This is a genomic window from Corynebacterium dentalis (genome assembly GCF_900232865.1).
In the GTDB taxonomy this organism is placed as follows: domain Bacteria; phylum Actinomycetota; class Actinomycetes; order Mycobacteriales; family Mycobacteriaceae; genus Corynebacterium; species Corynebacterium dentalis.
On the sequence record NZ_OCTS01000001.1, the window covers coordinates 345229 to 359412 of the forward strand.

Sequence of the window (14184 nt, forward strand, 5' to 3'; positions counted from 1 at the left end):
CTATCGTTGGAATCGACAATAGATTTCCGCCAATGGATATCCATCGCCAAGTCTGGAAGGGCTCACACTTGTCCACCACCCACTGGATCGACAATCAAAAGAACTTGATGCTGTTTAGTGGCCGCGCACACCCTGCATTGGGTGAGGCTGTGGCTCGCGAGCTGGGTGTGGAGCTGACCCCCACCACCGCACGTGATTTCGCCAACGGCGAGATCTTCATCCGCTTCGAAGAATCCGTCCGCGGATCCGATGCCTTCGTGCTGCAAGCTCACCCGCAGCCCCTCAACAACTGGCTGATGGAACAGCTCATCATGATTGATGCGCTCAAGCGCGGTTCCGCCAAGCGAATCACCGCCATCCTGCCCTTCTACCCTTACGCTCGTCAGGATAAGAAGCACCGCGGACGCGAGCCCATCTCCGCCCGCCTGATCGCTGATCTGCTCAAAACCGCTGGAGCGGATCGCATCGTCTCCGTAGACCTGCACACCGACCAGATCCAGGGCTTCTTCGACGGCCCAGTGGATCACATGCATGCCATGCCGATCCTCACGGACTACATCCAGGAAAACTACAACCTGGACAACATCTGCGTGGTCTCCCCGGACGCAGGTCGCGTGAAAGTTGCCGAGAAGTGGGCCAACGTGCTGGGCGATGCCCCACTGGCCTTCGTGCACAAGACTCGCGACGTAGACGTGGCCAACAAGGTCACCGCCAACCGCGTCGTCGGCGATGTCAAGGGGCGCACCTGTGTGCTGATCGACGACATGATCGACACCGGCGGAACCATCGCCGGCGCCGTGGGCGTGCTGCGCGAAGCAGGCGCAACGGATGTCATCATCGCCACCACACACGGCGTGTTCTCCGGACCAGCCCGCGAACGCCTCAGCTCCTGTGGTGCCCGCGAAATAATCACCACCGACACCCTCCCGCAGTCCACCGAGGGCTGGGAGAACCTCACGGTGCTGCCTATCGCCCCTCTGGTTGCTAAGACCATCCACGAGATCTTCGAGAATGGTTCGGTGACTACTCTTTTCGAGTAGTCACTCGTCCTCGGTTCGCCCGCCCCACATGGCATTTTTCTCCACGAAGCGACGATGCTAAACTAACCAGCTGAATCTCTCGGCGAGGGCTGGAACCGCGACCATGTTGCGGAACTGGCCGTTATCGGCGCGAACCCCCACTCCCAGCCCACGGCTGCGGGAGGACTTGACGCCGCGAGACACCGCGGCGTTTTTTCATGCCCGGTTGACGCGATTCGTGACAAACTACCGCAGCTGGCCCCCAGCTGAATGAAGAAATAAGGAGTGACACATGGCTAACACCCAGACTGTTCTTGCAGCTCAGCCACGTAACGAGTTCGGTAAGGGCGCTGCACGCCGCCTGCGCCGCGATTTCCGCATCCCCGTGGTTGTCTACGGCTTGAACCTGGAGCCAATGCACGTACACGTGGACATCCTGGAATTCCACGCCATCCTGCGTAACGAGGGCACCAACGCCGTTATCGAGCTGGACCTCGAAGGCGACAAGCACCTCGTGATGGTCAAGGCCGTGGATCAGAACGTTCTGACCCTGGACGTTGACCACGCTGACCTGCTGCACGTGAAGCGCGGCGAAAAGGTAGAGGTAGACATCCCAGTTGTGTCCACCGGCGAGGCTGCCCCAGGCGCCCTGATCACTCAGGACGCAGACGTTCTGACCGTCCTGGCTGACGTTCTGAACATCCCTGAAGAGATCACCATCGACGTTGAGGGCATGGAGATCGGCACCCAGGTCACCGCTGCAGACATCCAGATGCCTGCAAACTGTGAGCTGGTTTCCGAGCCAGAGACCTTGGTCATCAACATCGTTGAGCCTGAGGAAGAAGAGCTTCCTGAGCCAGGCGAAGAGGGCGAGGATGACACCACCGAACCTGAGGCTGAGAACGACGGCGACGCTGCCGACGGCTCCGCTGACGAGCCTGAGAACTCCCCACGTGGCAACGCCGAGGGCGACGAGTAAGTCTCTCTCCGTCGTCACGGCGGGTAAGTTGAGGACAAAGATCCTGGCTTGCCCGCCGTTTTTCTGTATCTACGGTTCTGTCCCCACCGTGTGGGACAATGGCAGGCGTGGATACAGTACAGCGTTCCCCGTGGCTCGTCGTGGGACTCGGCAACCCCGGCCCGAAGTACGCCTTTACCCGCCACAACCTGGGCGTGATGGTGATTGAAGAGCTCGCCAGCCGTCAGGTACCCACGCCGAACCTCAGCGCGCACAAGCGTTCAAACGCCAACATCGCCGAGTTCTCACTGGGTGGTGCCAAGGTCATCCTCGCCACCCCGCGCACGTATATGAATGTCTCTGGCGGCCCGGTTAGGGCACTCGCGGATTTCTTCAAGGTTCCAGCCGAGCACATTATCGTTGCCCACGATGAGCTCGAGCTAGACCCCGGCCAGGTGCGACTGAAAAGTGGTGGCGGGGACAAGGGACACAACGGCCTGAAGTCCATCACCAAGGCCCTGGGCACCAAGGACTACTACCGTTTGTCCTGCGGAATCGGCCGCCCACCTGGCCGCATGGATCCGGCCGCCTACGTCCTCAAGCCGTTTGCCTCCTCGGCCGCCGCGAATGTTGCGATTCTTTGTGCCGACGCAAGCGACGCCGCAGAACAGCTCATCCAGTCCTAAAACACGCTTGCCTTTTCCTGGGCGAAGCAGGCCTGTGCCACACTAGAGCTCGTGGCTACACTCAAGGATTTCATCTCCCGCATTTTCGGCGCTGGTTCTACTTCTACTCCGGCTTCCGAGTCTGCGAATGCCATGCCTACTTTCCCCGCAGGAGTGACTCCATGGCTGGTCATCGGCTTAGGTAATCCCGGCGCGGAGTACGAGGCCACGCCACACAACGTGGGCTACATGGCTATCGATGCACTGCTGGTTCGCACGGGTTCCCACCTGGCTCCGCTTAAGGGTTTGCACGCCCACGCGGCGGCAACGGAGCTCGCGGGAAAGCCGGTTCTGCTGGTGCGCTCCACCACGTTCATGAATGAGTCTGGCATCGCGGTCAAAGACATCGCGGAGCACTACAGCATTAGCTTGGATCAAGTGATCGTGGTGCATGACGAGCTCGACCTCCCTCTAGGCAAGGTGCGTGTCAAACAGGGCGGCAATGAAAACGGACACAACGGACTGAAATCCACCACCGAGTACATGGGATCTCGGGACTATGTGCGTGTGCGCATGGGTATCTCCCGTCCTCCGCAAGGCGTGACTGTCATTGATCACGTTCTCGGCCCCATCGAGGCAGGTCCAGAGCTGGATTCCATGATCGATGTAGCAGCGGATGCAGTCACGGAGATCGTGAACAACGGCCTAGCCGCGGCCCAGCAGAAGATCCACTCCCGCAAATAGGAGCGCGAACACTTCCCCCTTGTCCCCAGCGGGAGTAATATTTCGTGGGTGATTGAGGAGAAAGACTCTCAACAAGCGCCGTCGACAGCCTCCAAGGGGCGAAAACGCACGGCCTCCCCCAGCTTGCAGGCAGCTCGATTAACTGCAGGCTCGTTTTTGCTATTGATCGTTATAGGTGCGGTTCTCCTCTCCCTGCCCATCTCCACTCGCGGCGAGGGCTCGGTTCCTCCCCTCGAAGGAATCTTCACCGCCACCTCCGCGGTATGCCTGACCGGACTGGTGGTGGTGGACACCGCCACCTTCTGGACTCCTTTTGGGCAGGCCGTGATCCTGGGACTCATCCAGGTCGGCGGTCTGGGCATCATGACCCTAGCCTCCCTGACGGGCATGCTCCTGGTGCGCAAGGTTTCCATCCGCTCTCGCCGCTTAGCTCAAGCAGAGAGTCGCCCGTTCAGCATGGGTGGCGCCAAGCGCACAATTCTGGCCACCGTTTTGCTGACCGTGGTCACCGAAGCGGTCATGGCTCTCATCCTGGCTTGGCGGTTCATCACGGAATACCAATTACCCGTGGCATATTCCCTGTGGTCTGGCACGTTCCACTCCATTTCCGCGTTCAACAACGCAGGTTTCGCACTTCGCTCGGCAAACATGATCGACTTCCAGGACGATTGGTTCATCCTCTCGCCAATCATGATCGCCGTGGTGCTGGGCGGCCTGGGCTACTCCGTGCTGGCGGAAATTGTCCGCCGAGCACGGCACCGCTGGCGGATGCGGCACTCGCGCAGCACCACCGCAGTCGGTCATTTGTCTGTCACTTCGCGCATCACGCTGATTGGCACGGCCGTGCTCCTCATCGCCGGCTTCGCCATCTACTTGGCGGTGGAATGGCACGGGGCTTTTGAAGAGTTTGGCGTCGGGAAAAAGATCCTCAACGCACTTTTCGCCACGGTCACCGCGCGCACCGCCGGCTTCAATGCAATCGACTACTCGCAGCTATCAGACACCAGCCTCCTGGCCACCGAGGGTTTGATGTTCGTCGGCGGCGGCAGCGCGGGCACGGCCGGTGGCATAAAGATCACCACGATCGTGGTGCTGCTGTACGCCATGTGGACGGAGTTCAGCGGCGAGAAAGAAGTCATCGTCAGCAAGCGCCACGTGCCAGACAGCGTCATCCGCCAGGCCATGACCGTGGCCGCCGCCGGAGCCCTGGTGGTGTGGCTGTCCATCGTGATGTTGCGGGTGCTCAATCCGCATCTCGACGCAGACCACGTGACCTTCGAGGTGGTCTCCGCGTTCGGCACCGTGGGCCTGTCCACGGGAATCACGGCCGCGCTGACGGGGCCATCGCAAGTCATCCTGTGCGTGTTGATGTACTTGGGACGCATTGGACCTATCACCATGGTCGCCGCGCTGGCGGCGCGTAAAACCACTCGACATTTCCACTATCCAGAAGAAAGGCCCCTCATTGGCTAAGTTATTTGGACTGTCCAGGGACAACCAACCGTTTTCCCTGCGTCCCGTCACTGTTATCGGTTTGGGCCGCTTCGGCTTGGCGCTGTCCAAGGAGCTGACCAGCTACGGCGTGGAGGTGTTTGGCATCGATGACGATGAGAAGCTGATCAGCGAGCACACCACGGAGTGCACGGACTTTGCAGTGGCGGACACCACGGACCCGCACGCGCTGAAACAGCTGGGCGTGGACGAGGCCGAGTGCGTGGTCATTGGCATCGGCTCGGACTTGGAAGCCAGCATCCTGACTGCCTCCAACATCGTGGAATTTGGCGTGCCCGATATTTGGGCCAAAGCGGATTCCGATGCCCACGCCCGCATCCTCAAGCAGGTGGGCGTGCATCACGTGCTGCGCCCGGAGCGCGATACGGGCCGCCGCGTGGCGCACCTGTTGGGCGGGCGCTTTGACGAGTTCGCCGAGGTGGATTCAGACTACGGCATGATCAAGCTCTCCGTGCCGCGGGAGCTGGTGGGCAAAGCAATCGATTCCGAGGCGCTGTGGAAGAAAAAGAAGGTGCACATCGTGGCGGTGAAGTCTCCCGGATGCGAATGGCGGCCGTATTTTGAGACCACTCCGTTGAACGCCAATGACCTGATGGTGGTGGCGGGAAGCCCGTTGCATCTGGAGACGTTCTCACTGCGACCTCACTAGGTCTTCAGCTAGGGCGCCCAGTAGGGTTATGTTCTATGAATTCCCCTGCTGTTGCCCAAGAATCGCGCCGTCGCCGTACCTTTGCTGTCATCGCTCACCCCGATGCCGGTAAGTCCACGCTGACGGAGGCTCTTGCGCTGCACGCGCACGTGATAAACGAGGCCGGCGCGGTCCACGGCAAGGCGGGACGCAAGGCCACGGTGTCTGACTGGATGGAGATGGAAAAGGACCGCGGTATCTCCATTGCTTCGTCCGCGCTGCAGTTCGAGTACGCGCCCGAGGGGCACGAGGGCGAGCCGTACATGATCAACCTGGTGGATACCCCGGGTCACGCGGACTTCTCGGAAGATACCTACCGTGTGCTGTCCGCGGTGGATGCTGCGGTGATGCTCATCGACGGTGCGAAGGGCTTGGAGCCGCAGACGCTCAAGCTGTTCCGCGTGTGTAAGGCGCGTGGTTTGCCCATCGTCACGGTGGTCAACAAGTGGGACCGTCCGGGCCGTACTCCGCTGGAGCTGGTGGATGAGATTGTCAACGAGATCCAGTTGCAGCCCACTCCCCTGTTCTGGCCGGTTGGTGAGGCGGGAGACTTCCGCGGACTCGCCCGCATCAACGATGAGGGCGAGGCTGAAGAGTACATCCACTTCACCCGCACGGCCGGTGGCTCCACCATCGCGCCGGAGGAAAACTACTCCCCTGACGAGGCCGAACAGCGCGAAGGCGATACCTGGTCCACTGCAGCCGAGGAAGTGGAGCTGCTGACGATGGACGGCGCTCAGCATGATCAAGAGCTGTTCGAGCAGTGCGTGACCTCGCCCATGATTTTCGCCTCTGCGATGCTGAACTTCGGCGTGCACCAGATTCTGGACACGCTCGTGGCTCTTGCTCCTAGTCCCGCGGGCCGTAGTTCTGATCCGAAGGTGTTGGAGGCCGCCAGCGGCGCGAGTGCGGCGATCCAGGAGTTCCGCGAGACCACGGATGACTTCGCCGGAATCATCTTCAAGGTGCAGGCCGGTATGGATACAAAGCACCGCGACCACTTGGCGTTCATGCGCGTGGTCTCCGGTGAGTTCGGCCGTGGCATGCAGGTCACGCACGCTCAGTCCGGCCGCAGTTTCTCCACGAAGTACGCGTTGACGGTCTTTGGCCGCACCCGTTCCACCGTGGAGGCAGCCTACCCGGGTGACATCGTGGGCCTGGTCAACGCAGGTTCGCTGGCTCCGGGTGACACGATCTACACCGGCAAGAAGGTGCAATTCCCACCGATGCCTCAGTTCGCCCCCGAGCACTTCCGCACGCTGCGCGCGAAGTCTCTGGGCAAGTACAAGCAGTTCCGCAAGGCTTTGGAGCAGCTAGATTCCGAGGGCGTGGTGCAGATCCTGCGCAACGACCTGCGCGGAGATGCTGCCCCAGTGATGGCCGCCGTGGGCCCCATGCAGTTCGAGGTCATGCAGGCCCGCATGGAGGTAGAGTACAACGTCGAGACCATCACGGATCCCATCCCTTACTCTGTGGCTCGCAAGACCGATGCGGATTCCGCCGCCGAGCTGGGCCGGCAGCGTGGCGTGGAGATTTTCACCCGTACGGATGGCGAGCTGATTGCTCTGTTCGGCGATAAGTGGAAGCTGGCGTTCGTGGAGAAGGAGCACCCGGACCTCACCTTGGAGCCGATGGTCGCGGATTAGTCCGTTTCTTTTTCTCGACGCCAACTCCGCGCTACATCACGATTGGATGAAAAGTTGCGCAGGATCCAATTGGTTGCGCAAAACTCGAAAACTTTTTGAACCCTTGTAATATTTTCATACATGGCTACTTTCCTGTATCGCGTAGGCCGCTCCGCCTACGCCCACCGCTGGCGTTTTATCGCCGTCTGGCTGCTGCTCATCATCGGCATGGGCACCGCAGCCGCCACCTTGCAGACATCCACGACCATGAACTTCAGCATTCCAGGACTGGAATCTGTCGAAACACAAGACAAGATCAAGGAGCGCTTCCCAAGTGGAGGCGAGGATGACCCGATGCAGGCCCCCAAGGGCAGCGTGGTCATTCAAGCTCCAGAGGGCTCTGATCTGACCGACCCTGGCGTCGACAAACAGGTAAACGACCTCATCGCCGCCCTCAAGGGCGTCGATTCCTTGACCAAAACGGACTCCATTGCCCCACCTGCACAGGCCGCCGAAGGCCTGAAGATGCAGATGACCAAGGTCATGACAGCGCAGAAGATGCCCCAAGAGCAGATCGATGCGAACATCGCCGCTACCTCCCCGTTGAGCCCGGACAAGACCACCGGCATCGTTGAGGTGAACTTCGACGCCAAGACCACGATGGACATCACGGAGGAACAGCGCGACGAGCTGATCCAGGCCATCGAGGACAACAAGGGTGACCTCAAAGTGGCATGGAACGGCCAAGCCTTCCAGTCCAGCGAACCCGGCGGTAGTGCAGAACTCATCGGTATGGCAGTGGCTGCCATCGTGCTCATCCTGACCTTCGGTAGCTTCGTAGCCGCCGGACTGCCACTGCTGACCGCCGTGACCGGCCTGGGAATTGGCATCGCGGGCATCTTCGCAATGACCCACTTCACGGACACCATTTCCAGCATGACCCCCACCCTCGCCTCCATGATCGGCCTGGCCGTGGGCATCGACTATGCACTGTTCATCCTCGCGCGCTTCCGCAATGAGCTGATCAGGCACATCGGCGGGCAAGACCTCTCGCCAAAGGAACTGGCAGTAGAGCTGAAGAAGATCAGCCGGACCGAGCGCGCCCACCTGGCCGGACTGGCCGTGGGAAAGGCAGGCTCCGCCGTGGTCTTCGCGGGACTGACCGTGCTGATCGCGCTGGCTGCACTGTCCATCATCAACATCCCATTCCTGACCGCCATGGCTCTGGCCGCAGCGGCAACTGTAGCCGTCGCCGTGTTGGTTGCCACCACCCTGCTGCCTGCCATCATGGGCTTGTTCGGCACCAAGGTCTTCGCTGGTCGCGCCCTATTTGTGCAGGCTCCGGACCCAGAGAACGAGACCCCAACCATGGGTCTGAAGTGGGTTCGTACCGTTCGCAAGCGCCCAGTCATCTTCGCGCTGACCGCCGGATTACTGCTGGTGCTGCTGGCTATCCCAGCCATGAACCTGCGTTTGGCTATGCCTTCTGACGGCTCGATGTCACCGGACTCCCCTAACCGCATCGCCTACGAGATGATCAACGAGAGCTTCGGCCCTGGCCGCAACGCTCCGATGATCACCCTGGTGGACTACAAGGACCTCAGCGATCAAGAAAAGGCCACGGCTACCCAGACCGCAATCAAGGATCTGCAAAGCACCGACGGCGTGGTCAACGCCCAGGTGATCGCCACCAATGGTGACCCGAAGAACCCCGCCAATCTGGGCGATGCCGCGCAGGTGCTGGTGACCCCGGAGTACGGCGCCATCGACGAGCGCGCCGCAGACGTTCTGCATTCCCTGCGCTCCAACGAGTCCAGCTTCGAGAAAGCCACTGGCGCTTCCTACGCAGTTACCGGTACCACTCCGATGTACGAGGACATCTCTCAACGTTTGAACGATGCTCTCCTCCCCTACATCGCCATCGTGCTGGTGCTGGCATTCCTGCTGCTGATGGTCGTCTTCCGCTCCCTGTGGGTACCGCTGATCGCTGCCTTGGGCTTCGCTTTGTCCGTTGCCGCGACCTTCGGTGTCACCGTGGCTCTGTGGCAGATGGGCTTCGCCGGCATCATCAGCGATCCGCAGCCGATCATTTCCTTCTTGCCGATCATGCTCATCGGCATCGTATTCGGCCTGGCCATGGACTACCAGGTGTTCCTGGTGACCCGCATGCGCGAGGGCTGGGCGCACGGCAAGACCGCAGGAAACGCAGTGTCAAACGGCTTCAAGCACGGCGCCCGCGTCGTCACCGCCGCTGCTTTGATCATGATGTCTGTATTCGCGGCCTTCATCCTGATGGACGAGCCGTTCATTAAGGTGATGGGCTTCGCGTTGGCCACGGCCGTTTTATTCGATGCCTTCGTCATCCGCATGACCTTCATCCCCGCAATGATGTTCCTGTTGGGAGAGCGCGCATGGAAGATTCCGAAGTTCCTGGACAAGCTGATCCCTTCCGTGGATGTGGAGGGCGAGAAGCTGCAGTCATTGGATCCGGAGGCCATGGATGGTCCTATTACCACCGAGCGTTCCGCCTCCCATGGCTAGCAGCTACACACCGGGCATCCGCGAGAGAAAGAAGAGAGAGACACGCAACCGCCTCGCCAAGGCGGCTGTGGATCTCATCACGGAGGGGGGATTGGACGCCGCCACCATTGCGGCAATCTCTCAGCGTGCCGACGTGTCCTCGCGGACGTTCCACAACTATTTTCCCCATCGCGATGCAGCCATCACGCACTTCTTGGAGTACACGGTGGACTGTGCGGTGGAGTGCTTGGAACGGCAGCCACGCGGACTGCATGCGGTCGATGTGATGAAGAATGTGCGCGAGGCGTTCCTCGGCGAAGACAATTCCAGCGATCTCGCCAATGCCTTCGCGCAGGTGGAAGCCGCTATGCTCAACGTCCGCAGCTCCCAGCTGCTAGACATCCAGCACCAGTGCTTCCAAATGGGAAAGCGGCTGGCACAGGCGTTGAGTGATTACAGCGAAGGGCGGCTCAGCCTGTTCGAGGCCTATATCTTTTTGAACATCAGTGTCGTAACATCGAAGGCGTCTCACGCAATCCAAATGTTTTCCGACAATGATGAAGAAAAGGCCTTTGGCTGCGAATCTGAGAGTGCGGAAGAGAAAGCTTTCAACCTTTTGCGTTCCGGTTTCACGGGTTACTGACTTGTCGGTTACTATAAAAGGGACTTTTTACCCCCTAAAATACCCTCGGGTAGTATTCTCTACCACTTCCCGCAGGATATTGGCCTCCATTAACCTGGTGGCAGGGTGGTGAAAACCAAAGAATCCCCGAGTTTCGTAACACCGAAAGAACGACTCTATGGCTGTCATGCATATTCCCCCGGCACAAGAAGGCACGTCAGACAACGCCCGCACGCAATCGTTGCGTGAGCGTAAGAAGGCTGAGACGCGCGATCGTCTTGCTCGAGCGTCTGTCGAGTTGCTGTTGGAATACGGCGTGGAGCAAACCACGGTCTCGGAGATCACTGCTCGAGCAGGCGTATCCACTCGCACCTTCCACAACTACTTCGCCCACCGCGATGATGCATTCCTGCACTACATCGACGGATTCTTCACTCAGCTGGGCAAAGCCGTGGAAAGCTATCCGGAGCCAGCCCCCGTCGTCGAAATGTTGAAGAACATCCTCTGGGATTTCATCAACAACCCAGAGGAGGGCCTGGACTCCGCGCGACAGATCATCGCCGTAGCGGAACAGCTCAGCCTTTCCCTGCCCCACGAAGAGAAAAACCGAACGAACGAGATCTTCGATGAACTCGGCGATACCCTCTTCCGCAAGACGGACGGCGGACTATCCCGCTACCAAGCACACCTGGCTGTGCACTTGGTTCTGGCAGCCGCCACCACTGCCATCGAGGCGCACATTACGAAGTCCATCACCGGTGGACGCGATCTGAAAAGCCTCTTCAACGAAGCCTTCGACCTGCTTCACCGCGGCTTGGGATAATGCCCGGTGCTCCACTCACCCGCTCCATTTCCGGAGTGGGTGTTTTTATAACCTCAAGCGCCTTGGCTACAATTCTTTCGGCTGCCGGGTCGTGCAATAATCAATAGCATGTCTGATGTCCTCAACAGCCTCCTGAATGCCAGTTTTGTCATCGGTGGCTCCCCCATCCTCTGGCGGGAAATCATCGGCAACTGCTTTGGCTTGGCCTCCGCGATCGGCGGGATGAAGCGCGTGGTCTGGGCTTGGCCCGTGGGCATCATCGGCAACGCACTCCTGTTCACCGTATTTCTCGGTGGCGTGTTCCATACTCCGCAGAACTTGGATCTTTACGGCCAGGCCGGCCGCCAGGTGATGTTCCTGCTGGTCAGCATCTACGGCTGGTGGAAGTGGTCACAGGCCAAGAAGAAAATCCAGGAGCCAGCGGGCACGGATCCCAATCGCTCCATCTTTACCGAGCCACACGAGGATACAGCCGCGGTCCAACCTCACTGGGCTACCACTCAGCAACGCATCGGGCTGTGCGTAGCGGGCATAGTCGGCACGGTCGGCTTCGCCCTGAGCTTCGACGCCATCGGGTCGTGGGGGCCGTGGGCCGATGCCTGGATCTTCACCGGCTCCATCCTCGCCACCTACGGCATGGCGCGCGGGTGGACGGAGTTCTGGCTGATCTGGATGGCCGTGGACATCGTGGGAATCCCACTGTTGGTCTTCGCCGGCTACTTCCCCTCCGCCGTGCTCTACCTGGTCTACGCGGCCTTCGTGCTGTGGGGCTTCGTGGTGTGGAACGGCGTACAGCGCTCCAATGACCAGGAAGCCCGCCTGCGTCAGCTCAGCAGCTCAGAGTAGGTTTTCGGGTCCACGTCTTCCGCCCGTGCGGGATCGAAGCGTGCCGTACGGTCCTTGTCCACCAGCACCGCCCGCACGCCTTCCGCGAAGTTTCCTTCTCGACGCAAGTGCCCACCGACCGCCAACTCATTTTTGAGTGCCGTCGCGAGATCCGTCTGCGCGCTGCGACGGAACACCTCCACGATCGCCACGAGGCTCGAAGGGTTGGCAGTCTCCAAAGATTCCCGCACGGCCCGCAAGAACTTCGCGTGGTCTTCGGCATTGACATCCCCATTGACTTCGTCGGATTCTGCGATGCGACGCTCGATGTCCACCCACGAGCCAACCGCGAAGGTGTCCACGATCCACTTCTGATGCTTCTCCAGCACGGACTGCGGCTCATCCAGCTCCGACTGATCGATGCGCGCCGCTTGCAGCGCCTCGCGCAGAGACTGGGTGGGAAGTTGTTCGGCCAAGGCGTTTGCGTCGTCAACTAATACGTTGCCCAACCCGGTGAACAACATGTCCGCAGGCGACAACCGCCAGCCCGTGCACCCAATGAACAACCCAATCGCCGGGTCCACGTCCAGGTGCGTGAGCGCGTGCGACATGCCCACATCGGGCACGAAACCGATGGCAGCCTCGGGCATTGCGCCCAGGGTCCGCGGGGTAATCACGCGGTGAGAACCGTGCGCAGAAATACCGAAGCCGCCACCCATGCACACCCCCTCCATCAGGGCGACGATGGGCTTGTTGTACTCCGCGAGCTGCAGGTTCAGGGCGTACTCATCGCGGAAGAAATCATCGCCGGGCTGATAGTTGCCTTCCATGTCAGTCTCGCGAACGCCACGGACATCGCCGCCCGCGCAGAAAGCGCGCTTGGCCGTGGAGCGGATGATCACCACCTCGATGGAATCATCGCTTTCCCACTTCGACACAGCCTGCGTGATCCCGGCGATCATGTCCGGAGTCAGGGAGTTCAGCGCTTTCGGGCGATCCAGCTCGATGACACCGGCATGGCCCTCAACGCGCGCAATAATATTTTTGTGATCAGACATACCCCAACAGTGCCAGAAAATCCTTGGGCTCGGCTTAAGACCTGATAGTCCTAGACCTATGCGGCTGTGTGGATCTATGTAGCTACTTCTTCGCCTTGCCGGACTTAGCTTTTGCCTTGGAGGACTTGCTGGACTTCTTGGCTTTGTCGGCCTTCTTCGCCTTGTCTTTGTCAGCCTTATCCTTGCCCGACTTCTTCACCTCAGCAGACTGGGCAGCCTTCTTCTTGTCTGCCTTGTCCTTGGCGGCTTTCTTATCCTTCTTGGACTTCGCAGACTTCTCCTCCGCCTTCAGCGCTGCCACGTGCTCCTTTTCCAACTGTTTGGCGGTGTCGGGAACATAACGGAACTGCGTACGAGAAGGACGCTCATACGACGACGCCGACTGCGGACGCGGCGGGATCTTCGGCACCTGCTTCTCCACGTACTCCCACGGGATCGTATTCAACAAGTGATTGATCACGTTGATACGCGAGCGCTTCTTATCCTCAGACTCCACCGTGTACCACGGTGCCGACGGGATATCCGTGTGTATGAACATCTCATCCTTCGCACGCGAGTAATCCTCCCAGCGCGTGATGGACTGCAAATCCATCGGCGAAAGCTTCCACTGACGAAGCGGATCCTCGCGACGAGAGGTGAAACGACGGATCTGCTCGTCGTCGGACACAGAGAACCAGTACTTACGCAGCAGGATGCCATCCTCCACGAGGAGGCGCTCAAAGATCGGGGCCTGATGCAAGAAGCGGCGATACTCCTGCGTGGTGCAGAAACCCATCACGCGCTCCACACCAGCGCGGTTGTACCACGAGCGGTCAAAGATGACGATCTCGCCGGCGGTGGGCAGCTTCTCGATGTAGCGCTGGAAGTACCACTGCCCCTGCTCACGGGAGTTCGGGGCGGGCAACGCTTCCACGCGGCAGGTGCGCGGGTTGAGGTACTGGGTGATGCGCTTGATGGCGGAGCCCTTACCGGCGGCGTCACGGCCCTCCATGATGATGACCACGCGGGCGCCGGTCTCCACGACCCACTGCTGCATTTCCACGAGCTCGGCCTGCAGGCGCTCCAGCTCTTCCTCGTAGGCGGCCTTGTCCAGCTTCGGCGGCTTGGTGGTGGCTGGTTCGGTGG

Annotated in this window: 13 protein-coding genes; 11 read left to right on the forward strand and 2 right to left on the reverse strand. The window is 60.2% G+C overall.

All coding sequences use genetic code 11. The features are described from left to right. Window positions 1-32: 32 nt before the first annotated feature. From CS919_RS01530 to CS919_RS01580, 11 genes are all read left to right on the forward strand, one after another. The gene (locus tag CS919_RS01530) at window positions 33-1040 is read left to right on the forward strand and encodes a ribose-phosphate diphosphokinase (RefSeq protein WP_228073273.1); all 1008 of its coding nucleotides are present in this window, start codon (window positions 33-35) and stop codon (window positions 1038-1040) included. A 271-nt stretch (window positions 1041-1311) separates the two neighbouring features. Then, window positions 1312-1998: a 50S ribosomal protein L25/general stress protein Ctc gene (locus tag CS919_RS01535; RefSeq protein ID WP_099297547.1), complete on the forward strand. Its 687-nt coding sequence runs from the start codon at window positions 1312-1314 to the stop codon at window positions 1996-1998. Window positions 1999-2096: 98 nt separating this feature from the next. Continuing rightward, window positions 2097-2663, forward strand: coding sequence for an aminoacyl-tRNA hydrolase (gene pth, locus CS919_RS01540; protein WP_099297549.1), 567 nt, complete (start codon window positions 2097-2099; stop codon window positions 2661-2663). A 51-nt stretch (window positions 2664-2714) separates the two neighbouring features. Beyond that, window positions 2715-3386, forward strand: a complete 672-nt coding sequence (gene pth / locus CS919_RS01545) for an aminoacyl-tRNA hydrolase (RefSeq protein WP_234990717.1) — start codon at window positions 2715-2717, stop codon at window positions 3384-3386. A gap of 48 nt (window positions 3387-3434) precedes the next feature. Continuing rightward, entirely contained in the window at window positions 3435-4859 is a 1425-nt protein-coding gene (locus tag CS919_RS01550) for a TrkH family potassium uptake protein (RefSeq protein WP_234990719.1), read from the forward strand. After that, a complete protein-coding gene (locus CS919_RS01555; protein ID WP_228073274.1) occupies window positions 4852-5547 on the forward strand; it encodes a potassium channel family protein in 696 nt (231 codons plus the stop codon). Before CS919_RS01550 ends, CS919_RS01555 begins: the two co-directional genes overlap by 8 nt. Before the next feature lie 35 nt (window positions 5548-5582). Then, window positions 5583-7232 (forward strand): peptide chain release factor 3, encoded by a 1650-nt coding sequence (locus tag CS919_RS01560; RefSeq protein WP_099297553.1) that lies wholly within the window; start codon window positions 5583-5585, stop codon window positions 7230-7232. A 120-nt stretch (window positions 7233-7352) separates the two neighbouring features. After that, window positions 7353-9752, forward strand: a complete 2400-nt coding sequence (locus CS919_RS01565) for an MMPL family transporter (RefSeq protein ID WP_099297555.1) — start codon at window positions 7353-7355, stop codon at window positions 9750-9752. Next, window positions 9745-10374 (forward strand): TetR/AcrR family transcriptional regulator, encoded by a 630-nt coding sequence (locus tag CS919_RS01570; RefSeq protein WP_159460941.1) that lies wholly within the window; start codon window positions 9745-9747, stop codon window positions 10372-10374. The genes CS919_RS01565 and CS919_RS01570 overlap by 8 nt, the downstream gene beginning before the upstream one ends. A gap of 157 nt (window positions 10375-10531) precedes the next feature. Continuing rightward, on the forward strand, window positions 10532-11176 hold the full coding sequence (locus CS919_RS01575; RefSeq protein ID WP_234990721.1) for a TetR/AcrR family transcriptional regulator: 645 nt from the start codon (window positions 10532-10534) through the stop codon (window positions 11174-11176). Between the two features lie 108 nt (window positions 11177-11284). Beyond that, window positions 11285-12022 carry a nicotinamide mononucleotide transporter family protein gene (locus CS919_RS01580; RefSeq protein ID WP_099297559.1) on the forward strand — a complete coding sequence of 246 codons (738 nt, stop codon included), beginning with the start codon at window positions 11285-11287 and terminating at the stop codon, window positions 12020-12022. Here CS919_RS01580 and CS919_RS01585 read toward each other — a convergent pair. Together CS919_RS01585 and ppk2 are read right to left on the reverse strand one after the other, a co-directional pair. Beyond that, complete coding sequence (locus CS919_RS01585; RefSeq protein ID WP_099297561.1) at window positions 12001-13059, reverse strand: 3-hydroxyisobutyryl-CoA hydrolase; 1059 nt, start codon at window positions 13057-13059, stop codon at window positions 12001-12003. The genes CS919_RS01580 and CS919_RS01585 overlap by 22 nt on opposite strands. Before the next feature lie 82 nt (window positions 13060-13141). Further along, entirely contained in the window at window positions 13142-14152 is a 1011-nt protein-coding gene (gene ppk2 / locus CS919_RS01590) for a polyphosphate kinase 2 (RefSeq protein WP_099297625.1), read from the reverse strand. Between the last annotated feature and the right edge of the window lie 32 nt (window positions 14153-14184).

Bases quoted from the DNA above. Each gene is read 5' to 3' on its own strand.
- CS919_RS01570 (WP_159460941.1), top strand. From the start codon at position 9,745: ATGGCTAGCAGCTACACACCGGGCATCCGCGAGAGAAAGAAGAGAGAG.
- CS919_RS01580 (WP_099297559.1), top strand. From the start codon at position 11,285: ATGTCTGATGTCCTCAACAGCCTCCTGAATGCCAGTTTTGTCATCGGT.
- CS919_RS01530 (WP_228073273.1), top strand. From the start codon at position 33: ATGGATATCCATCGCCAAGTCTGGAAGGGCTCACACTTGTCCACCACC.
- CS919_RS01565 (WP_099297555.1), top strand. From the start codon at position 7,353: ATGGCTACTTTCCTGTATCGCGTAGGCCGCTCCGCCTACGCCCACCGC.
- CS919_RS01535 (WP_099297547.1), top strand. From the start codon at position 1,312: ATGGCTAACACCCAGACTGTTCTTGCAGCTCAGCCACGTAACGAGTTC.
- CS919_RS01560 (WP_099297553.1), top strand. From the start codon at position 5,583: ATGAATTCCCCTGCTGTTGCCCAAGAATCGCGCCGTCGCCGTACCTTT.
- pth (WP_099297549.1), top strand. From the start codon at position 2,097: ATGGCAGGCGTGGATACAGTACAGCGTTCCCCGTGGCTCGTCGTGGGA.
- CS919_RS01575 (WP_234990721.1), top strand. From the start codon at position 10,532: ATGGCTGTCATGCATATTCCCCCGGCACAAGAAGGCACGTCAGACAAC.
- CS919_RS01585 (WP_099297561.1), bottom strand. From the start codon at position 13,059: ATGTCTGATCACAAAAATATTATTGCGCGCGTTGAGGGCCATGCCGGT.